Raw genomic sequence first — 21,123 nt, forward strand, 5'->3', positions numbered from 1 at the left:
GAAGTGCTCCTAGTAGGCGAAGGCCAAGACATCGTCATTTTTGGTGGGATGATCCTCGTCGTCGTGATCATCCGAGGAGACAAGCTCTGGCATCGCGGCGACGACGCCCGTCTTGACGTATCTCGAGATCAAGAAGACCTCCACGACCATGAGTACCGCGTAGATCAAGACGAGGACCGCCAGGGAGAACAGCATCTCCCCCGCCGTCACGTGGGGCGAAACCGCCGCCTCTGTGAACATGTAAACCCGCTGATCCAGTGGCAAATCAGGGTTAGGCGCTACCACGAATGGTTGGCGCCCCATCTCGGTGAAAATCCAGCCCGCGATGTTGGCGCCGAAGGGCGCGAGGATTCCGAAGATCGCGAGTCTCGTGAGCCACTTTGACTGTGGAACAGTGCCCTTCCGGGTAATCCACCAGGCGAAGATGCACGCGACGGCAGCCATACCGCCGAAGGTAATCATGATGCGGAATCCCCAGTAGGTCACCTCCATCAGCGGAAGATAGCTGATTTCTTGGCCAGCACGATCCCCATACAGCGAATTATCTGCGAGGTTCGTGCCATACATCTTCTGGTACTCGGGCATCAGCGTCGTAATGCCCGGAATATTCGTGTGGAAGTCATCGTGAGCCAAGAACGAGAGCAACCCGGGCAATTCGATGAGGTTTTTCACGTCATCACAGTTCTGCGAACCCAGATCCGACACCGTCATGACAGAGAATGCCGTCCCGTCGTGACACGCGGCTTCCGCGGCGGCCATTTTGAGCGGCTGTTGTTGGAACATGAGTTGTCCCTGAATGTGACCGCTAAATGCCGTGCCCAAAAATCCGATGAGCCCGATCAGAATGCCGAATCGCAGAGAACGGAACCACACCTTGTAGTCGCGTTTGTCCTGCGCGCCTCGTCCGGCGTCGCCTACGATGACGTAGCCCTTTTCATCCACGGAGTCGACACCGCTGGTACGCCGCTTCCACAGCTTGTACCAAGCGATACCGAGGAGGAAGGATCCCGCGACGGCCAAGGCACCAAAGATGGTGTGTGTGATCGCTACCAATGCCGTGCTATTCGTCAGCACCGCCCAAACGTCATTGAGAATTGGCCGTCCGTTGACCACCTCGTATCCCACGGGGTGTTGCATCCACGAATTCGCGATGATGATGAACGTGGCCGACAGCCAGGATGCCAGCACCGCTGCGGCGAGGCAGAATGCGTGAATAGTCGGCTTCAACTTCTTCCAGCCGAAAATCCACAGGCCAAGGAATGTAGATTCCACGAAGAAGGCCAACAAACCTTCCATCGCCAGCGGAGCGCCAAAGACGTCGCCGACGAATCTGGAGTACTCGCTCCAAGCCATACCGAATTGGAACTCCTGAACGAGGCCTGTGGCCACGCCCATGATGAAGTTGATCAAGAATAGTTTTCCCCAGAACTTCGTCATCCTGAGGTATTCCTCTTTGCCGGTCTTCACCCAGAGAAGGTTGAAGATCAACACAACCATCCCCAAGCCCAGCGTCAGAGGAACCATCATGAAGTGATAGACAGTGGTGGTCCCGAACTGCCAACGGGCAATTTCTACAGTATCCACGGTTCTCCTCGCGCATCTGAACGCACACAACCGGACCCCAGCGGACCGGTTAAGTTCAAGATAGCAACGTGGTCTGAACACTTGATGACGACCCGTCAGCGGCCTCTTGACACGCGGGAAAGGGTAGTTTTTACCCTTTGTTCCCGGGACTGGACGATGTCTTGACGTTATTCGTGACGATCAAGCATAAGGTCTTTTGGACCTCATCGATGAGGGCCCACCGATGCTTGGGCAAAGGTATGGAAATGGTCGGATCCGCGACGATGCGGATCCGACCCAGAAGATTCACCGAGTGATTAATTACACATTCACTGCCGTCAGGCTCCGCTCACCGGAGCAGGACAGCTGGACTTTCGGCCACGTTCTGATCAGGCGTCAATCTGTTCGAGGTCCAGTTGATCCGCGTGGCTGATCAAGAATTCCTTACGAGGTGCCACTTCCGATCCCATCAACAACGAGAAGGAACGTTCGGCGGCTTCGGCGTCTTCAATGCGCACACGCCGCAACAATCGATGCCGCGGGTCCATGGTGGTTTCGGCCAATTGGTCAGCGTCCATCTCGCCGAGACCCTTGTACCGCTGGATCGGTTCTTTGTACTTCTTACCCTTCGCCTCGAGGTCGTTCAGGATTTCCTGAAGTTCTTTCTCCGAATAGGTGTAGACCATCTCGTTGGCCTTGCCGCCTCCGTTGATAACTTCCACCCGGTGCAACGGCGGAACGGCAGCGTAAACTCTGCCCGCTTCCACCAGCGGCTTCATGTAGCGATAGAACAACGTCAGCAAGAGCGTCCGGATATGTGCGCCGTCCACGTCCGCGTCTGTCATCATGACGACCTTGCCATAGCGGGCCACATCGAGGTCGAAGCTTCGGCCTGAACCCGCACCAATGACCTGGATCAGTGCGGCACATTCGGCATTGGCCAACATGTCAGTGATCGAAGCCTTTTGAACGTTGAGAATCTTGCCGCGGATAGGCAACAGCGCTTGGTACTGGGACGAACGCGCCAAACGCGCGGTTCCCAGAGCCGAGTCGCCCTCCACGATGAACAACTCACTGTGTTCCACATCGTTGGAACGGCAGTCCACCAGCTTGGACGGCATCGTCGAGGTTTCGAGAGCATTCTTTCGCCGCTGCGTCTCCTTATGAACACGCGCCGAGATCCGTGACTTCATCTCGGCCACAACCTTTTCCAGAAGTGCCGCAGACTGTTGCTTCTCTGAACGGTTCTTCGACGTCAGGACTCGATCCAGTTCTCGGGAAAGAATCTTGCTGACAATGGCACGGACTGCCGGCGTACCCAAAACTTCTTTGGTTTGCCCCTCAAACTGCGGCTCCACCAGCCGAACATTCACGACGGCCGTCAGTCCAGCGAGGATGTCGTCCTTTTCAATCTTGTCGGTCCCGACCTTGAGCTTGCGCGCGTTCGCCGTAATTTCTTTACGAAGAGTCCGCACCAGGCCCTGTTCGAAGCCGGTGACATGGGAACCGCCCTTGGGCGTGGCAATGATATTTACATAGGACTTAACTGCAGTGTCGTAACCCGTCCCCCACCGAAGAGCGATATCGACCTCACACTCGCGCTCGACGTCTTCCAGCTTGGAGTGTCCATTGCTATCGAGTACCGGCACGGTTTCGTGAAAGCTGTCCGAGCCTTGAAAACGCCACACATCGGTCAGAGCGGGACCTGCCGCCAAAAACTCGACGTACTCGGCGATGCCGCCGTCGTGCTGAAAGACTTCCTCGTGAGGCCCGTCTTCACCCGGTGTTCCAGGCAGACGTCGTTCATCGCGAATCCGGAGGCGGAGGCCGGGAACGAGAAAGCTGGTCTGTCGGGCGCGCTCGACGAGGCGCTCGTAGTCGAATCTGGCGTCCGGTGTGAAGATTTGGCGATCCGCCCAGTACCGGACTCGCGTGCCGGTCACGCCTCGACGAGCCTTGCCGACGACGTCGAGCGCGGCCTTGCCCTCCGCAGGGGTAAAGGGGGCATCGGGTTTTGGCGATCCCCCGTCGTCAAAAATGCCGGGTATTCCGCGCTGGAATGACATCTGATACGTCTTCGAGCCACGGTCTACCTGGACGTCGAGGCGCGAAGACAACGCGTTGACCACCGACGCTCCCACTCCGTGGAGCCCGCCCACGGCGTTGTAGGTTCCGCCGCCGAATTTGCCGCCCGCGTGCAATTTAGTGAAGACCACCTCGACGCCGGAGAGCCCGGTTCGAGGCTCGATATCAATGGGGAGGCCACGGCCTTCGTCCTTGACCTCCACAGATCCATCGCGGTTCAAGACGATGTCAATGGACTGGCCATACCCGCTGAGAGCCTCGTCCACCGAGTTGTCGATAATTTCCCACAGGCAGTGCATGAGTCCCCGAGAGTCGGTCGAACCGATGTACATACCAGGGCGCTTGCGGACCGCCTCCAGTCCTTCCAGGACGGAAAGCTGACGGGCGGTGTACTCGGAATTCTTCGGCGACACTGAGCTGGGACTCCTGACAATCTGACGACGACGACGCCGCAACCGGCGCGACCTCGAGTCTAATGGTTCATGAACGCCACATGACGCAACGCCCACAGCGAACTAGCCGTGGGGGGGATGAAATCGGCCTTGGAGCGTGTTTGCATAGATGAACATTCATATCCGGAAGGTATCTATTGGATGTCGTGACCGGCTTTCACAAGCCTTTCGACACCGGTAGCAACGACCGGATCGAGACGTCAGGAGGTAGTCATGACGGCGACATTGGAAGCTCGGGAACTCAACGCAACCGACCGTTGCGATTCCTGCGGGGCTCAGGCTTACGTGCGCGTTGTGCTTGAGAACACTGGCGGCGAACTATTGTTCTGCGCCCACCACGCGACCACCAATGAGGACAAGCTTCGTCCATTGGCAAGTCTGTGGCAGGACGAGCGCGATCGTCTCGGCGCTACAGCCTCCGCATAATTAATGTGCCGATGCCATGCATCGGATATAGCAAAGGCCCCGGCCCCGCCAGTTGGCGGGACCGGGGCCTTTGTCATTCGCCCCTGTGAGGGATGAGGCCGGAGCGCTTTCCGGCCTCATCCCGTTCAGACGATTAGTCCAAGTAGTCCCGCAAGACCTGCGAGCGCGAGGGATGCCGAAGTTTCGACATGGTCTTGGACTCTATCTGCCTTATACGCTCGCGGGTCACACCGTAGACCTTCCCGATTTCATCGAGAGTCTTCGGTTGCCCGTCCGTCATACCGAATCGCATGGCGACGACGCCGGCTTCCCGTTCGGACAAGGTGTCCAAGACCGAATGGAGCTGTTCCTGCAGCAAGGTGAAGGAGACGGCGTCCGCCGGGACTACGGCTTCGGAATCTTCGATGAGGTCGCCAAACTCTGAATCGCCGTCCTCACCGAGGGGTGTATGCAGCGAAATCGGCTCGCGGCCGTACTTCTGTACCTCGACGACCTTCTCCGGTGTCATGTCGAGTTCCTTGGCCAGCTCCTCCGGAGTTGGTTCACGCCCCAAGTCTTGAAGCATCTGGCGTTGCACACGGGCCAATTTGTTGATGACCTCGACCATGTGGACCGGAATACGGATCGTGCGTGCCTGATCGGCCATGGCACGCGTGATCGCCTGACGAATCCACCACGTTGCGTACGTGGAAAATTTGAAGCCCTTGGAATAGTCGAATTTTTCGACCGCGCGGATCAGGCCAAGGTTTCCTTCCTGGATCAGGTCCAAGAAGAGCATGCCTCGTCCCGTGTACCGCTTGGCCAACGACACGACCAAGCGCAGGTTGGCCTCCAGGAGGTGGTTTTTCGCCCGCTTTCCGTCGTGAATGACCCAGCGCAGCTCTTTGCGCTCTTGCGAGCTGAGTTCATCCGCGCGGTCCTTGAGCTTGTGCTCAGCATAAAGACCAGCCTCAATGCGCATGGCCAAGTCAACTTCTTGCTCTGCATTGAGCAAGGAGACCTTGCCGATCTGCTTGAGATAATCCTTGACGGGGTCAGCAGTAGCGCCTGGAGCAATAACCCTCTGAGCCGGCTCATCGTCGTCGTCGGTGGTGGAGATGACGAATCCGTTGCCCTTTGCGGCGACGGTTTTCTTCTCTTCCTTGTCGGCGTCGTCGGCGACGGGGGTCTCGTCGCGGTCGATTTCCTCGGCACCCTCAGGCTCTTCCGAGGTCGTCGAGGTGGGGGCAAGCTCTTCAACGTCCCGCGACGTTGGTTCTGAATTCGCGGCGCTCGATTCGGCAGCCTCCGTCTTAGCCACACCCACCGTCTCGGAGGTGGCTTTCTGGCGCGACGCCGTCTTAGCCGGAGACTTCTTGGTAGCCGGCTTGGCCTTACTCTTGGTCTGCGCGGTGGCCTTTGAGGACTTCGCGGTTTTTGACGACGTCACGGCGCCGGCGGTCGTCCCAGCGTCGGCTGTTGCCGAGGCCTTGCCTTTGACCTTGGTATCGCCGGACTCTGACTTTTTGCGTGCAGCAGGTGACACTCAAAAACCTTTCTTCCCTGTCGTGTATGCACAGGCGCGTAAAACACCTATGACCCTGTCAAGTCTGCGCCGACCCTATAGAGGGTCAGCCGCGCGCAACTCGCAAGGCCGTACCTGAGAAATAACGAGGTCACTTCCGCGTTTATTCCCGGGCACATTTACCAAGTCTGCGATTCCGCGTGGACGCATTGCGTCACGGACAAGACGGGGTCTTCGGAGACACATTCTGTCAGAGTTTTTCCCATGGACCTATTCGTTAACCGACGTGTGACCAGACCCGCCTAACCACGCCGGGATCGGAGTGAGCGACATGAGTCGTCGACACAAGAGCGCGTGTTCCATCCCGGCCAGAGTTTGGACTTCTTCCAAGTAACGATGCGCCTGACTACTCAGCCCGAAGAACCAGCTCAAATACGCATTGGCCACTCGAGCAAAATCTTGAGATTCCGGCTCCGCGAAGTACTCCACGATGCTCAGGAGCACTCTTGCGGCCAACATACGGTCTCTGTTTGGTGGGATGCGGTGCCGTCCGGTCACGATGCGTGCCCCGATGCTCGTCCCGTCGACGACCTGTCGGAGATCGCCCCGCATACCTCGAGAAAATAGTTCAGCGGCTCGGCGATTGCATGCCGTCAGCACTAGGACACTATGCAGTCCAGCAACGTCGCCGATTGTTGTCGCCAGAGACGTCAGCGCCGCCTCGTCCACCGTCGGAACGGCGTCGAGCATTGCGTTTCGTGGCCTGGGCTGGCCCCGGAACGATTCCGCCAAACGAGTCAACTCGGCGTCGAGCCGATACAGAGACACGTCACTCCCCCGGACGGCTCGTAGTTCCGCCCGTGAGGCGGCGCAGAGTCGTCCTTCTTCATTTGGCCCCACCGCGGACCGCACATCCAACGCCCCTGGGAAGATGCAGTGGTCGGCAACAGCATGCTCTGCCTCGCGCAAGGAGTAACCTTCCACTGCAAGTGCCACGCCAACTGGGCTGGTCAGAATCGATTCGAGATTTCCCTGTGGCTCTACCAGCCACTCGTGCCGACGGGACCTGAGACCTTTCAGATGCGAACCCACGCGTAACACCGAGACCATCTCACGCCGTTCCCCGTCGGCCTCTCCCGGATTCGCTTCCTCAACAATGACCGAGCCCCACCGCCCAGCGTCCACATCGACCACCCAAGCGCCCGGAGCGTGAAGACCAGCGCGAATGATCGTGGCTCGGGTCGCGAGGAGAGACAAAACCGTCGATGTTTCGCACAAGAACGAGTTTGGAATAGCCTCCTCAGGATTGGAGCCGGCGGTTCCTCCACCTTCTTCGACTGCGGAGCAACTTCTGGTCTCCGCAAATGCTGCCGCGAATACCACCGCTGTGGACTCGGCGTCTTCGATCGGCTGAATCATGCCTCGCATGGTTTGGCACCACGACTCAAAGCTGGAGTCATGGGTCGGCAGGTTGACGCGAAGGCAAGGGCCTAGACGCCCGTCCGAGGCTCCTAGAACAACAAGGGAATTTCTCGGCCAGTACCCCAAGGCATGCACCATGTAGGCCAAGATGTCTTCCGGCGTTCGCGCCACCGTGTTCAACTGTCGCGTGGTCATGCGTGAATCATGTGTTGATGTCATGCCGCACAGAATGACCAGATCGGGCGACGCCGATTCACCGTGAATCCCGTTCGGGCAGTTCCCTGTGATGAAGGGACCGTTAAACGCCGAGAATCGCCATCTTGTGGATGACGATTCTCGCGAAGAGGGCGTTCAACTCAGTGATCGTTGTGTTCGTCGTCTTCGTGCTCGGCCAGGAACCGCTCGATGGTTTCGCCCAATTCGTCGGCATCCGGAATCTCTGATTCGTCGCGCGCAAGCAAAGACCTCTTCGATGCGTCCGTCATGGTCTCGTCATACCGCTTTTCCAAGTGGTTGACGATGCTCTGCACTTCGATGGACCCGTTGACTTGGTCATTAATTTGTTGCTCGACCTCTCGCCCGGCCTCCCTGAGCCGGTCCGTCGGGAGGTTGAGCTTCGTCGCGGCGCTGAGATGTTCTAAAGCCGTCACAGCCGCTTGGGGAAGCTCCGCCTCGGACAGATACTGAGGAACATTCACCGTGTACCCGACCGTGTCGAAACCACGTTGGGAGAAGTCCACCTCCAACAGGTGACCTGCCGATGCGCCCAATTCGGCGAGCGGCTTCCACGGTGAGATCCCTTGGATGAGGTCGTTTCGGTTTCCATGAGCCGTGACGGGCAATGGCCGCGTGTGCGGAACAGGCATCGGCATCGAGGCGATGGAGGCCACAAGTCGGACTTCCATCTTCTCCGCCAGGTCCGTGACTGCCTTACTAAACCGTTGCCATTGCAGGTCGGGCTCAGGCCCCGCAAGCAGGAGAAACGGCTGCCCCAGCCCATCCGTTACAGCGTAAAGCTTCAGCTCCGGCAAGGAGAGGTCCTCGAAATGATCCTCGAGGAATTTCACGACCGGCCGACGGGATCGATAGTCGTAGAGCTGATCGACGTCGAACTCCACGATTTCCTCAGTCTGCAACTCCGCCAAGATCGCCTCAGAGACTTGCTGAGCCGTGAATCCTGCTTCAGCGAAGCCAGTCAGGGCCACCACCAGGTCAAGCCCCTTCAGCCGGGGGTCGTTGAGCAGACCTGGATGCCCCAAATACAGCTTCTGTGGATCTTGCATCAGCCATCCCTCTACCTCGTCGACGACAGCGGTACCACAAGTAGTCCCTACTGCGGATTTCACAAATTATCCCCATATTCCCCCTCGGTGACCAGTTTCAGGGCCTAGGCTTGGGGTCAGGGGGAAGCACTAAGGGTCGTATAGGTATAACCCCCGGGACGTCCTGAGTATTTCCTCCGACGCTTGTGATACGCCGCGCATCGTTGCACGTCGCCTTCACCGGAATACCTCATTCAGGTAACACCCATCCAGCTAATACAAGGAGCATGGTTTGACGGAGTCCACAGAACTCGCATTTTCATTGGTCGAGCCGGAACTGGAAAATATTGACGCTCAGGTCTTGGTGATCGGCGTCGTACAAGGCCCTGAAGGCCCCCAGCTCACCCCATCCGCCCTCGATGAAGCCAGCGTCGAGTCCCTCGAATCGAGCCTCGAAGACCTGGGCCATCAAGGCACGGCCGACCAGCTCTTAAGGCTTCCTAGCTACGGCGAAGATGGGCCATTCCTGTTGGCCCTCATCGGTCTGGGATCTCTAGCCGAAACAGGCCCCGAACGTCTCGATGCCCTTCGCTCAGCCGCCGGCAGTGCGGTCCGCCAGCTGATCGATTTCGAATCGGTCGCCCTGAATCTTCCGGCCTCGACCCTGTCTGAGGTCTCCGCCCTCGCAGAAGGCGCCGCATTTGGCGCATTCTTTGATGCCGGACGCCGTACGGCCCAGGACGTCCTGGAGAAAGAGCCCGTATCCGACGTCGTGGTCGTCAGCGACGTTGATTCCGAAGGCACCATGGAGATCTTCCAGCGGGCCCTCATTCTGGGCGAAGCGGTCGATTCGGCCCGCAGGCTCGTCAATGAAGCCCCCAATGACCTCTATCCCCAGGTCTTTGCCGACCGTGCCGTCGAGCGAGTCTCCGGAATTGACCGGGTCTCGTGCACCGTCCTGGACGAAAAGGCCCTCGAAGAGGGCGGGTTTGGCGGCATCTTGGGTGTTGGAAAGGGCTCCGAACGCCCACCGCGACTGGTTGAGGTCACCTACGAACCTGAGAATCCCGTCAAGAGCGTCGCGTTGGTCGGCAAGGGCATCACCTTTGATTCGGGTGGTCTTTCCATCAAGCCTGGCTCGGCCATGATGACGATGAAGTGCGACATGGGCGGGGCCGCTGCGGTTCTCAACGCCGTCGCAGCGGCAGCCGAGCTTGAGCTCCCGATTCGCATCACGGGCTACCTCTGCATCGCCGAAAATATGCCTTCCGGCTCGGCGACGAAACCGAATGACGTGCTGAGCATGCGCGGCGGCACCACCGTCGAGGTGCTTAACACGGATGCCGAAGGCCGACTGGTCATGGCGGACGGCTTGGCCTACGCCTCCGAGGCGGAGCCCGACTACCTGCTCGACGTCGCCACCCTCACGGGCGCCCAGATGGTCGCCTTGGGGACGCGCTACGCCGCTGTCATGGGCGATGAGCAGCTCCGCGGACAAGTCCTCGAAGCGTCCGAACGAGCCGGTGAGCCGTTTTGGCCGATGCCGTTGCCGAGCTACATGCGCGCTGAATTGAAAACCGAGGCCGCCGATCTTAAGAACATCGGTTCCGGTCGCGACGGCGGAATGCTCATCGCGGGCTTGTTCCTCCAGGAGTTCGTCGGCGAACGTGAGGGAAAGAAGATTCCCTGGGCCCATCTGGACATTGCCGGCCCCGCGTACAACGAAGGATCGGCTCGTGGATTCGTCCCCAAGAACGGCACGGGCGCTTCGGTCGCCACGTTGGTGAGCCTCTTGGAGGACCTCTCCGAAGCCTGACCTAAGGCCCGTTCACTATGGCAAAAAGCCCCTTCGAGGTGTGATGATCCTCTCGAAGGGGCGTTTTGTCTTCCGTGGCGTTAAGTAGAGACCTGGCCGACCAGGGATATAAGCTAGACAATGATTCAACATCAGCGACAGGCCTTCGGGCCTGTACCCAACGCGAGGGAGCGTCCACGTGGCCGATTCGGCAAATGCTTTCGACATTCTCATTCTAGGCGGCGGTAGCGCAGGCTACGCCGCCGCTCTTCGCTCGGTTCAGCTCGGCTACTCCGTCGGGCTCATCGAAAAGGAAAAGGTCGGAGGTACCTGCTTGCACTGGGGTTGCATCCCTACGAAGGCGTATCTCCACTCCGCGGAGGTCGCGGAAGAAGCCCGCGAATCCGAGAAATACGGTGTCAAGGTCAGCTTTGAGGGCATCGACATGTCCAAGATCCGTGACTACAAAGACAGCATCATCTCCGGAAAGTTCAAGGGACTTCAGGGGCTTCTTAAGATGCGCGGCGTCACCGTCATTAACGGCAAGGGAAAGCTGACCGGTAAGAACACCATCGACGTCGATGGCACCGAATACACCGGTGAGCACATCATTCTCGCCTCCGGTTCGATTTCAAAGACTTTCGGTCTCGAAATTGGCGGTCGGGTTCTCACCTCTACCCAAGCGCTAGAGATGGATTACTTGCCGAAGTCGGCGATCATCCTCGGCGGCGGCGTCATCGGCTCCGAATTTGCTTCGATGTGGCGCTCGATGGGCGTAGACGTCACCATCATCGAGGGTTTGCCCCACCTCGTACCGAATGAGGATCCCTCGATCATCAAGGTCCTCGAACGCAATTTCAAGAAGCGCGGGATCAAGTCCAACCTCGGCACCTTCTTTGAAAAGGTCGAGCAGGACGACAACGGCGCCAAGGTCACTCTGACCGACGGCAAGGAATTCGAAGCCGATATCGTCCTCGTGGCGGTCGGCCGTGGCCCCAACACCGAAGGACTGGGCTTCGAAGAAGCCGGTGTCACGATGGACCGTGGCTTTGTCATCACCGACGAACGCCTTCACACCGGCGTCGGAAATATCTACGCCGCGGGCGACATCGTCCCCGGTTTGCAGCTGGCTCACCGTGGTTTCCAGCAGGGCATCTTCCTTGCCGAGGAAATCGCCGGCCTCAACCCGGTCATTGTGGAAGACATCAACATCCCCAAGGTCACGTTCTCTGACCCCGAGATCGCTTCCGTGGGTTACACCGAGCCCAAGGCCAAGGAGAAGTTCGGCGACGACAACATCGAGGTCTCCGAATACAACCTGGCCGGCAATGGCAAGAGCTCGATCCTCGGCGCCAACGGCATCATCAAGTTCGTGCGCGAAAAAGATGGCCCCATCATTGGTGTTCACGCCATCGGCAAGCGCATCGGTGAACAGATCGGCGAGGCTCAGCTCATCGTCAACTGGGAAGCCTACCCAGAGGACGTCGCCAAGCTCATCCACGCACACCCGACGCAGAACGAGGCACTCGGCGAGGCCGCTATGGCCCTGGCCGGTCACCCGTTGCACGGTTGATCGCCGCGATCCTACCGAGATAAACACTCATCACACAGGCAATATTCATAAGGAGAACGGGAAGAGACGATGTCTGAAACCGTAGAACTGCCCGCACTGGGCGAATCTGTCACCGAAGGAACCGTGACCCGCTGGCTCAAGTCCGTCGGCGACACCGTCGAGGTTGACGAGCCCTTAGTCGAAATCTCGACGGACAAGGTGGACACCGAGGTGCCTTCCCCCGTTGCCGGAACGATCGAGGAAATCCTGGTCGACGAGGACGAAGAAGTCGAGGTCGGCGCGCCCCTCGTACGAATTGGCGACGGTTCAGGAGCCGGATCTTCAGATGATTCTTCTTCGGACGAATCCTCTGCTCAAGAGGCACCGGCCGAAGAGCCTGCCCAGGAAGAAGCCCCGAAGGAAGAGGCTCCTGCCGCATCTGAGCAGAAGTCCGATTCTTCCGGGTCCGCCGGGGGCGAAGGACAGGAAGTCACTTTGCCGGCTCTTGGTGAGTCCGTCACCGAAGGGACCGTGACCCGTTGGCTCAAGTCCATCGGTGATTCCGTGGAGGTTGACGAACCTCTCGTCGAGGTGTCCACGGACAAGGTCGACACCGAGATTCCCTCCCCTGTTGCCGGCACGTTGCTGGAAATCAAGGTTGACGAAGACGAAGAGGCCGAGGTCGGTCAGGTTCTCGCAATCGTCGGTGCTGAAGGATCTTCCGCGCCTGCATCTGATTCTTCGAAGAATGACTCCGCCGCTCAGGAAGAGGCTCCGAAGGAAGAAGCACCGAAGCAGGAGGCTCCGAAGCAGGAAGCCCCCAAGGACGAAGCTCCGAAGCAGGAAGCCCCCAAGCAGGAGGCTCCGAAGTCCGAACCCAAGCAGGAGTCTTCCTCGCAGAGCGGTGAAGTTTACGTCACCCCGCTGGTGCGTAAGCTCGCTAAGCAGGAGGGCATCGACCTGAACACCATCAAGGGTTCAGGCGTTGGTGGCCGGATCCGGAAACAGGACGTTCAGGCGGCCGTGGATGCAAAGAAGTCTTCCGAAAGTGCAGCTCCTCAGCAGTCCGCGGCACCTTCGTCTGAGGCTCCCGCCCCGAAGGCCCCGGCCGTAGACACCGAGAAGCGCGGCAAGACGGAGAAGGCCCCCCGGATCCGTCAGACCATCGCCAAGCGGATGAAGGAATCCCTCGATGTGTCTGCGCAGCTGACTCAGGTCACCGAGGTCGACATGACCCGCGTTGCCAAGCTTCGTGGACGCGCCAAGAACTCCTTCCAGGCTCGTGAGGGCGCCAAGCTGACCTTCCTCCCCTTCTTCGCGAAGGCCGTTGCGGAAGCATTGCAGCAGCACCCCAAGCTGAATGCCTCGTACGATGCTGATGCCAAGGAGATCACGTACCACGACTCCGAGGACATCGCCATCGCCGTGGATACCGAGCGTGGGCTGTTGGTCCCGGTTGTTTCCAACGCCGGAGATCTCAACTTGGCAGGCCTTGCCAAGAAGATCGCCGACGTCGGCGAGCGCACCAAATCCGGCAAGATCGGACCCGATGAGCTCTCCGGTGGAACGTTCACCATCACGAACATCGGTTCCTTCGGGGCTCTCTTCGACACCCCGATCATCAACCAGCCGCAGGTTGCCATTTTGGGGACCGGATCGATCGTCAAGCGCCCCGTCGTCGTCACCGACGAGGAAGGCAACGACACGATCTCGATCCGTCAGATGTGCTACCTGTCGCTGACCTACGATCACCGATTGGTCGACGGCGCCGACGCCGGTCGTTTCCTCTCGACGTTGAAGAAGCGCCTTGAGGAAGGCAAGTTCGAGTCTGAGGTTGGCCTGTAAGGCTCCGACCGACGACGCATATGAGGCGGCCGCCCCGAAGGGGTAGCCGCCTCATATGCGTTAACCTCGCACCACGTGTCAAACCCCACCAGTTTTTACTGACACTATGACGCCAAAAAGCTAGAAACGTTCTAGAATTGATGTATGTCTGTTCTGATGTCCATCTTCCTGTTCCTCCACATCCTGGGGGCCGCCCTCGTCTTCGGTCTCTGGGTCGCAAATTTCAAGCCGCCGCGCGTGGTCCCCGTGCAGTTCTACGCCGCGTTACTTCAACTCGTCACGGGCATCCTCATGTGGGGAATGCTCGAAATGGGCGACGGCGTCGTGAACCACGCCAAGCTCGGAGTCAAACTTGTGATTGGCTTGGCCATCGCGGTCACCGCGTTCATTGGGCAACGCAAGTACAAGGCAGGGGAAGCAGTTCCTACCGGAATCGCTCACTCTGTCGGCGGCCTCGCTCTCATCAACATTGCCGTGGCCACTCTCTGGAACTAATTTTCACGTTCCCATCGGAGTAACGTCCGAGAACTTCCACGAGCCGGTGGCTCGTCCCAGTCCGATGCGGATTCTCTGGGACGAGGCGCCGGCTTCGTTGTGTTGAGGCTTCGGTTCCTGGGCTGTGGGGCCGTTCCAGCCTGTCACCGTCAGGGTGACCACCACTTCGGCCCGTTCATCGGCGACCTTCTCAACCTGGATGTCAGACACAGCGCTATGAAGGTCCGGCCACCGAGTCTTTGTCGTGTGGAGTTCTTGGATGAGCTTGAGGTCTTGTTGCTCCACGGCTCCACCCCGTTCCGCGTAGAGGGGGATCTTTTCCGCGTCGGCGTCCCTCAAGGCTCTATCTCGAGCCTCAAACAGTGAGGTAATCTCCGATGTCAGTTGCCCCTCGTCGCCATTTTCACTTTTCGCCGGTTCCATGCCTGACGGCCTGGGTATGAGCCCGTCGGAGGCTTCTGCTGAAGGCTGACTGTGGCCCAGGGAGTCCGTCGCCTGAGGCTCCTCAACCCACCATCGGCTGCCGAGCATTGCCCCGCCGGCAGCCATCGCAACGGCACCTGCCAGGATGAGTGAACGCTTCGAGGCGGGGAACCGGCCATGGGGCAGGCTCCGAGCAACCCTGGCCTTGACGAACGATTGACCATCCGAGACCGTACGAGTTTTTTCTTCGCCTGTTGGTTTCGATCGATCAGAAATCCGGGCCCCTCCACGTCCGCGGGAAGCCGCACGCACCCGTTCGATTCCACCCCAGAGTGGCGTGTGCTGCGTTTTGGAGTGAACGGAACCCGAAACATTTTCCACCGGCAGGCGTCGCACGAATTCCGGATACGCTGCCTGCCTGAGCGGTAGCGGCATCGACTCCCAAGCCCCCGTTACGGCGAGAACCACCTCCCTCACGTCCGGCCTCGACTCGGGGGAATCATTCAGGGCCGACTCTAAGACATCAACGACCGGACGGGGCGTTGACGGGCAGACCATAGGAAGCGGAAATCGGGACACACTCGGACCCGGAGCACGGCCCGTCAGCATTCGCCAGATCATCGCCGCGAAATCAAAAACCTCTAAGGCCACGGCCCCAGGACCCGACTCTGGTCGTTCCCGCCACGGATCCGACCACGGCGGCTTGATGAGGGGGACGCCCGAGACCGAAAAGTGCACTTCGGTTGGCCGAATATTTCCGTGCACGATTCCGCGCCCATGCAACCAGCTCAAGGCCCGCCCGACTCCATTGACAATCTGCGCGCACTCACCAGGTTCTACCTTTCCGCGGGCGTCCAAAAACCTGGCCAAGGTTCCGCCGTCGGGAAACTCTAAGGCGATCAGCGGACACAATGGATCGCTGGCGGAAGCATCGTGGGTGTACAAGATATGCGGATGACGCATGCCTACCGATTCGGAGGCCACTGTGGCTCCCCATCGGGCCGCAGCCTCGGAAAGCGCCTCAATATCACCGCGAGGCGGTGCGTAAACACAAAGGAGCCGCTCGCTCTCGGCCCGACGCCGGACTCTGGCCCCGAGCCCGCCGGCATCATTGGCATCACCGCCCTGCACCTCGGGGTCCGCGTCCCGTAACTTCGCGTACCACGAGGATCGACCTTCCTCCTGCTCCAATTTTTGTATCAACCGATACCGTTCCAAACCAGACAGGGCTGGTCCGAACGGGGCTGGATGTCCTGTTGTCGCAATAGTCATGCGCATAGGTGTACACCCGTTGGCATGAGTCTCATCACGTTATCCACAGGTTTCAACCATTTCGCGGGACATTCGTGTCTGGAGATTTAGCTGCCTCATGTCCCGGCGGTAGGGTTAACCCATGTCTTTGGTCATGAATCGGGTTGGTCTCGCGCCCGAGTACGTGGACTATCGTGAAGCCCTCGCACTGCAGGAAGAGATCCACAGCAGCGTCAGCAACGAGGAACGGGATAACACCGTTCTTCTGTTGGAACATCCCCCGGTCTATACGGCCGGCAAAAGAACTGAAAAGCACGAATATCCACAGGACGGCACCGACGTCGTTCCCATCGATCGCGGTGGGAAGCTCACGTGGCACGGCCCCGGCATGCTGATCGGTTACCCCATCGTCAAGCTTCCCGAGCCCTTCGATGTGGTCCGCTACGTCCGGATCTTGGAAGAGATCCTCATGAAGGTCGTGTGCGACTTGGGCGTCAAGGGTGAACGCGTTGAGGGACGATCGGGAGTTTGGGTCCGTGGTGAAGGGATCGAACCAGATCGGAAGATTGCCGCCATCGGTATCCGCGTCGCCAAGAAAACGACCATGCACGGCTTCGCACTGAACTGCAACAATGATCTCAGTTCTTTTGCAAACTTCATTCCGTGCGGCATCACGGATGCCTCCGTCACGACGATCAGCGAACAACTGGGGCGGAACATTTCGCCGTCCGATGTTGTTGACCAAGTCGAGACAGAGCTTCTGGCCAATGCAGACCGACTTGCTGCGTCGTTTACGCCTCGTGTCGGACCGTCAAAGGTCTGATCCGCACCGATCCCTCGTTGCGGTTTCACGACCATGAAGGAGAATCCATGACTATCGCCCCTGAAGGACGCCGCCTACTGCGCGTGGAATCGCGCAATGCTCAGGTCCCCATCGAGAAAAAGCCATCGTGGCTGAAAAACACCGCAAAGATGGGTCCCGAGTATCAAGAGCTCAAGAGCATGGCTCGAAGCGAAGGTCTACACACGGTGTGCGAAGAAGCAGGCTGTCCCAATATCTACGAATGTTGGGAAGATCGCGAGGCAACGTTCCTCATCGCGGGTGACACGTGCACGCGTCGATGCGATTTTTGCGATATCGCCACAGGTCGCCCCGCTCCTCTGGACCCCTTGGAGCCCGTGAAGGTCGCCCGCTCGATCCAGAAGATGGATCTCCGCTACGCCACGGTGACCGGGGTCGCCCGTGACGATCTCGACGATGGTTCCGCGTTGCACTATGCGAAAACCATCGAAGCGATCCACGAGATGAACCCCAACACTGGCGTGGAAATCCTGATCCCCGATTTCCAAGGCAAGCCAGATCGTTTGGACATGATCGTCGATGCAAAACCCGAGGTGTACGCCCATAACGTGGAAACCGTTCCTCGGATTTTCAAAAAGATCCGCCCGGCTTTCACCTACGAGCGTTCCCTGGACACCATCTCACATGGCAAAGATCGCGGGATGATCACCAAGTCCAATTTGATCCTCGGCATGGGCGAAACCAACGAGGAAGTATATGAGGCTCTGTGCGATCTTCACGACGCCGGAACCGACATCATTACGCTGACGCAATACCTCCGGCCGTCACCGCTCTTCCACCCCATTGATCGATGGGTTAAACCGGAAGAATTCGTGGCTTTGTCCAAGGCCGCCGAGGAAATCGGATTCCTGGGCGTCATGGCCGGGCCAATGGTTCGTTCGTCCTACCGTGCGGGTCGCCTCTGGGCCCGAGCGATGGAGAAGATGGGCCGCCCCATTCCGGAGCATCTCGCCCACATCGAAGACACCGGTTCGGCCCGCCAGGAAGCGTCGTCTCTCGTCGCAGCCGGCCTGTAAGCCTCCTGTTTTCTTCACGACGCCGTCGGCAACCCCGCCGACGGCGTCGTGCCATGGCCGGGTAGTGTTCCCCGCGGGAATTCTCCTCCCGTAGAATGGTCCCGAATCCCGGGGCAACCCGTGCCACCACACCCAAAATCAACGAGGAAATCAACGTGTCGTCACAGAGTGCCAAGAACGGCAAGCTCACGCGTGAAGAAAAGCGTGCCGAAAAGCGAAAGAAGAAGGGCGATAAGCCTGGATATTTTGCTCAGATGAAGCAGCTCTTCACGATGACCAGGAAGTCGGATCCCAACATTGGTTGGATCCTCCTGACCGTCGCGCTCGTGATTCTGCTGGTCTTCCTGCTTGTCGGCGTCTTATTGAATAACTGGATCACCTGGCTCATCATCGGTGTTCCGGTCGCTGCCCTAGCCTGCGTCATCATTTTGTCGAGGCGAGCCGAACGAGCGGCCTTCGGGCAAATTGAGGGCCAGCCAGGAGCTGCCGGTGCCGCCTTGTCGACCTTGCGCCGCGGTTGGATTGTTGAGGAACAGCCCGTCGCGGTGAATCCGCGCACCCAGGATCTCGCATTCCGCGCTTTGGGCCGGCCCGGCGTCGTGCTCGTCACGGAAGGCCCAGCAAGTCGGGTTAATTCATTGGTGGCGCAGGAAAAGAAGAAGCTCAACCGCGTTGCCCCCAACGTTCCCGTGCACGTCATCAAGTCCGGTAACGGTGAGGGCCAGGTTCCCTTGAAGAAAATTACCAAGACGATGAAGAAGTACCCGAAGAACCTGACTCAGCAAGAAGTGCACGCGGTCAATAACCGCCTGGCTTCGCTCAATAAGGGCATGCCGATGCCAAAGGGAGTGGATCCAATGAAGGCCCGCCCTGACCGTAAGGGACTTCGCGGACGTTAATTCCGTGTCTTGAATAAGTGGCGGGGACCGATCACGACGATCGGTCCCCGCCACTTTTGTGTGTACGAAAGACGTTGGGCCGGCTAACGAATGCGAACCAGGACCGTTCCGACAACGCGGTCGTGAAGGCCACGCCCGTCGCCGTCAACGATCAAGACCGGGATGAAGAGCGTCACCAAGAGGCCACGTATGAAGGCTCGACCGAATCCAGCCGGTTCCCCGTCCAGGGTTTGCACCTGCATCCCGCAGATGAGATGCCCCACGGAATGGCCCATGACGCCAACCAGAAGCCCCTGATACACCCAGAAGACGCCAGATACCATCAGCGAATGCGCCCATGAGTCTCCTCCGCCCACCACGAGGTGGGTGATGCCGAGGCAGAGAAACCAGTCGATGAACAACGCCACGATTCTTCGTGGCACTCTGGCGAGGGAGCCACGCCCCGTCTCCGGACGGCCGAATCTACTGCCAGGGTAATCGCTGTCGGGCCGCGCCGAGGACGTCGCGCGGTGGGAGGTATCGGGTGACCCAGCGCCGTCGGCCGAATTTCGAGTGGATGCCATAAAGTCCAGGATAACGAAACGGCATAGTGACTCGGGTTATGGTGGGACAGGTGGTCGCACCGTTGCCGGAGCGCCGTTGGGATTGAGCCACGCTGTTACGTGCCGGAAACATAGCAGATACAGCAGGGCAACGTTCCAGGCTTAACCTGAGCAACAGAAAACACGCAGACAGCCTCGTTCGAAGGGTTGTCGGGTGTGATCGCGTTGAGCAATCTAAGGAGAACTCCGACCATGTTCGAAAATGCCCAAGAAGTGCTGGATTACATCCAGAATGAAGATGTCGTCTTCGTCGACATCCGCTTCACCGACCTGCCTGGTGTGCAGCAGCACTTCAACCTTCCGGCGAAGTCCGTGGATGATGACTTCTTCGTGAACGGACAGCTCTTCGATGGGTCCTCCATTCGTGGATTCCAGGGAATCGCCGAATCTGACATGCAGCTGATCCCTGATCCCAAGTCGGCCTTCGTCGATCCTTTCCGTGATGAAAAGACCCTTGTTTTGACCTGCTCGATCGTGAACCCCCGCACGGGCGAGCCTTACCACCGCGATCCGCGTGGCGTTGCCGAACGCGCCGAGGCCTACCTGAACTCAACGGGAATCGCCGACGTCGCCAATTTTGCGTCCGAAGCTGAATTCTTCATTTTCGAGGACGTTCGCTACCAGGTCTCCCCCGAGCACACTTTTTACCGTGTCGATTCCGACGAAGCCCCGTGGAATTCCGGCCGTGAAGAAGAAGGCGGCAACCAAGGCAATAAGACCCTGACGAAGGGCGGATATTTCCCGGTATCCCCTCAAGACAAGCAGGCTGACCTGCGCGACACCATCTCCGTCACGCTGGACAAGGTCGGCTTGGAAGTTGAACGCTCACACCATGAGGTGGGGGCCGCCGGACAGGCCGAAATCAACTACAAGTACAACACCATGACTTTGGCGGCCGACGACCTCCTGAAGTTCAAGTACGTCGTCAAGAACGTTGCAGATGCCTTCGGCAAGTCGGCGACCTTCATGCCGAAGCCCGTCTTCGGTGACAATGGCTCGGGCATGCATTGCCACCAGTCACTGTGGAAGGGCAGCGAACCGCTGTTCTTCGACGAGCGCGGGTACGCCAACCTGTCTGACCTTGCCCGCTGGTACATCGGCGGCCTCCTGCAGCACTCCTCCGCGGTTCTTGCCTTCACCAACCCGACCGTGAACTCGTACCGGCGCCTGGTCAAAGGCTTCGAGGCCCCGGTCAACATGGTGTACTCGCAGGGCAACCGCTCGGCCGGCATCCGCATCCCCATTACGGGCTCCAACCCGAAGGCCAAGCGCCTGGAATTCCGTGCGCCGGATCCCTCCTGCAACCCCTATCTGGCCTTCGCCGCGCAGCTCATGGCAGGCCTCGACGGAATCCGCAATCGGATTGAACCGCCGGAGCCGATCGATAAGGATCTGTACGAGCTTCCCCCGGAAGAGGCCAAGGACATCAAGACTGCTCCAGGCTCCTTGAGTGAAGCCCTCGATGCCCTGGAAGAAGACCATGAATTCTTGCTGGCCGGAGACGTCTTCACCGAAGACCTCATCGAAACCTGGATTTCGTACAAGCGCGAGAATGAGCTGACTCCTCTGGCTCTCGTACCGCATCCTTTGGAATTCCAGCTCTATTACGGGGTATAGCCACAAAATAGGCTTATATGCCTGATATTTCGGGGGTAGGGCGTTTTGTTCT

General features: G+C 58.9%; 16 protein-coding genes. 9 read left to right on the forward strand and 7 right to left on the reverse strand.

What is annotated here, in order from left to right; all coding sequences use genetic code 11:
- Nucleotides 1-9: 9 nt before the first annotated feature.
- Together D8M21_RS04900 and D8M21_RS04905 are read right to left on the reverse strand one after the other, a co-directional pair.
- On the reverse strand, nt 10-1,584 hold the full coding sequence (locus tag D8M21_RS04900; protein ID WP_048678538.1) for a cytochrome ubiquinol oxidase subunit I: 1,575 nt from the start codon (nt 1,582-1,584) through the stop codon (nt 10-12).
- A 368-nt stretch (nt 1,585-1,952) separates the two neighbouring features.
- A complete protein-coding gene (locus D8M21_RS04905; protein WP_048678540.1) occupies nt 1,953-4,061 on the reverse strand; it encodes a DNA gyrase/topoisomerase IV subunit B in 2,109 nt (702 codons plus the stop codon).
- Nucleotides 4,062-4,313: 252 nt separating this feature from the next.
- Between D8M21_RS04905 and D8M21_RS04910 the strand changes: the two genes are divergently transcribed.
- On the forward strand, nt 4,314-4,526 hold the full coding sequence (locus D8M21_RS04910) for a DUF7455 domain-containing protein (protein WP_048678542.1): 213 nt from the start codon (nt 4,314-4,316) through the stop codon (nt 4,524-4,526).
- A 133-nt stretch (nt 4,527-4,659) separates the two neighbouring features.
- Here D8M21_RS04910 and D8M21_RS04915 read toward each other — a convergent pair whose 3' ends face one another.
- The 3 genes from D8M21_RS04915 to D8M21_RS04925 form a co-directional block, all read right to left on the reverse strand.
- Nucleotides 4,660-6,051 (reverse strand): RNA polymerase sigma factor, encoded by a 1,392-nt coding sequence (locus D8M21_RS04915; protein ID WP_082156624.1) that lies wholly within the window; start codon nt 6,049-6,051, stop codon nt 4,660-4,662.
- A gap of 249 nt (nt 6,052-6,300) precedes the next feature.
- Complete coding sequence (locus tag D8M21_RS04920; RefSeq protein WP_082156625.1) at nt 6,301-7,671, reverse strand: DUF4192 family protein; 1,371 nt, start codon at nt 7,669-7,671, stop codon at nt 6,301-6,303.
- A gap of 137 nt (nt 7,672-7,808) precedes the next feature.
- Nucleotides 7,809-8,735 (reverse strand): proteasome assembly chaperone family protein, encoded by a 927-nt coding sequence (locus D8M21_RS04925; protein ID WP_048678545.1) that lies wholly within the window; start codon nt 8,733-8,735, stop codon nt 7,809-7,811.
- A gap of 271 nt (nt 8,736-9,006) precedes the next feature.
- Between D8M21_RS04925 and D8M21_RS04930 the strand changes: the two genes are divergently transcribed.
- From D8M21_RS04930 to D8M21_RS04945, 4 genes are all read left to right on the forward strand, one after another.
- Nucleotides 9,007-10,530, forward strand: a complete 1,524-nt coding sequence (locus tag D8M21_RS04930) for a leucyl aminopeptidase (protein ID WP_048678547.1) — start codon at nt 9,007-9,009, stop codon at nt 10,528-10,530.
- 178 nt (nt 10,531-10,708) lie between these two features.
- Complete coding sequence (gene lpdA / locus D8M21_RS04935) at nt 10,709-12,082, forward strand: dihydrolipoyl dehydrogenase (RefSeq protein WP_048678548.1); 1,374 nt, start codon at nt 10,709-10,711, stop codon at nt 12,080-12,082.
- 69 nt (nt 12,083-12,151) lie between these two features.
- Nucleotides 12,152-13,906 carry a 2-oxoglutarate dehydrogenase, E2 component, dihydrolipoamide succinyltransferase gene (sucB, locus tag D8M21_RS04940; protein WP_048678549.1) on the forward strand — a complete coding sequence of 585 codons (1,755 nt, stop codon included), beginning with the start codon at nt 12,152-12,154 and terminating at the stop codon, nt 13,904-13,906.
- Nucleotides 13,907-14,050: 144 nt separating this feature from the next.
- Nucleotides 14,051-14,401, forward strand: a complete 351-nt coding sequence (locus D8M21_RS04945; RefSeq protein WP_048678551.1) for a hypothetical protein — start codon at nt 14,051-14,053, stop codon at nt 14,399-14,401.
- A gap of 3 nt (nt 14,402-14,404) precedes the next feature.
- Here the strand turns inward: D8M21_RS04945 and D8M21_RS04950 are convergent, their stop codons facing one another.
- Nucleotides 14,405-16,096: a hypothetical protein gene (locus D8M21_RS04950; protein WP_126855679.1), complete on the reverse strand. Its 1,692-nt coding sequence runs from the start codon at nt 16,094-16,096 to the stop codon at nt 14,405-14,407.
- A gap of 121 nt (nt 16,097-16,217) precedes the next feature.
- Here D8M21_RS04950 and lipB point away from each other — a divergent pair, with 121 nt between their 5' ends.
- From lipB to D8M21_RS04965, 3 genes are all read left to right on the forward strand, one after another.
- Nucleotides 16,218-16,898 (forward strand): lipoyl(octanoyl) transferase LipB, encoded by a 681-nt coding sequence (gene lipB, locus D8M21_RS04955; protein ID WP_048678555.1) that lies wholly within the window; start codon nt 16,218-16,220, stop codon nt 16,896-16,898.
- Between the two features lie 47 nt (nt 16,899-16,945).
- Complete coding sequence (lipA, locus tag D8M21_RS04960) at nt 16,946-17,953, forward strand: lipoyl synthase (RefSeq protein ID WP_048678556.1); 1,008 nt, start codon at nt 16,946-16,948, stop codon at nt 17,951-17,953.
- A gap of 95 nt (nt 17,954-18,048) precedes the next feature.
- Nucleotides 18,049-18,852, forward strand: coding sequence for a DUF4191 domain-containing protein (locus D8M21_RS04965; RefSeq protein ID WP_082156626.1), 804 nt, complete (start codon nt 18,049-18,051; stop codon nt 18,850-18,852).
- Between the two features lie 83 nt (nt 18,853-18,935).
- Here D8M21_RS04965 and D8M21_RS04970 read toward each other — a convergent pair whose 3' ends face one another.
- Nucleotides 18,936-19,415 (reverse strand): RDD family protein, encoded by a 480-nt coding sequence (locus tag D8M21_RS04970; RefSeq protein ID WP_065424214.1) that lies wholly within the window; start codon nt 19,413-19,415, stop codon nt 18,936-18,938.
- Nucleotides 19,416-19,646: 231 nt separating this feature from the next.
- Here D8M21_RS04970 and glnA point away from each other — a divergent pair, with 231 nt between their 5' ends.
- Nucleotides 19,647-21,071 carry a type I glutamate--ammonia ligase gene (gene glnA / locus D8M21_RS04975; RefSeq protein WP_048678747.1) on the forward strand — a complete coding sequence of 475 codons (1,425 nt, stop codon included), beginning with the start codon at nt 19,647-19,649 and terminating at the stop codon, nt 21,069-21,071.
- The last annotated feature ends 52 nt before the right edge of the window (nt 21,072-21,123 follow it).

Source organism: Kocuria sp. HSID16901 (genome assembly GCF_003989425.1).
GTDB lineage: Bacteria > Actinomycetota > Actinomycetes > Actinomycetales > Micrococcaceae > Rothia > Rothia massiliensis.

Coding starts and splice junctions, on each gene's coding strand:
- D8M21_RS04950 (WP_126855679.1), bottom strand. CDS start 16,096: ATGACTATTGCGACAACAGGACATCCAGCCCCGTTCGGACCAGCCCTG.
- lipA (WP_048678556.1), top strand. CDS start 16,946: ATGACTATCGCCCCTGAAGGACGCCGCCTACTGCGCGTGGAATCGCGC.
- D8M21_RS04965 (WP_082156626.1), top strand. CDS start 18,049: ATGGTCCCGAATCCCGGGGCAACCCGTGCCACCACACCCAAAATCAAC.
- D8M21_RS04970 (WP_065424214.1), bottom strand. CDS start 19,415: ATGGCATCCACTCGAAATTCGGCCGACGGCGCTGGGTCACCCGATACC.
- D8M21_RS04920 (WP_082156625.1), bottom strand. CDS start 7,671: ATGACATCAACACATGATTCACGCATGACCACGCGACAGTTGAACACG.
- D8M21_RS04945 (WP_048678551.1), top strand. CDS start 14,051: ATGTCTGTTCTGATGTCCATCTTCCTGTTCCTCCACATCCTGGGGGCC.
- lipB (WP_048678555.1), top strand. CDS start 16,218: ATGTCTTTGGTCATGAATCGGGTTGGTCTCGCGCCCGAGTACGTGGAC.
- glnA (WP_048678747.1), top strand. CDS start 19,647: ATGTTCGAAAATGCCCAAGAAGTGCTGGATTACATCCAGAATGAAGAT.
- sucB (WP_048678549.1), top strand. CDS start 12,152: ATGTCTGAAACCGTAGAACTGCCCGCACTGGGCGAATCTGTCACCGAA.
- D8M21_RS04925 (WP_048678545.1), bottom strand. CDS start 8,735: ATGCAAGATCCACAGAAGCTGTATTTGGGGCATCCAGGTCTGCTCAAC.
- D8M21_RS04910 (WP_048678542.1), top strand. CDS start 4,314: ATGACGGCGACATTGGAAGCTCGGGAACTCAACGCAACCGACCGTTGC.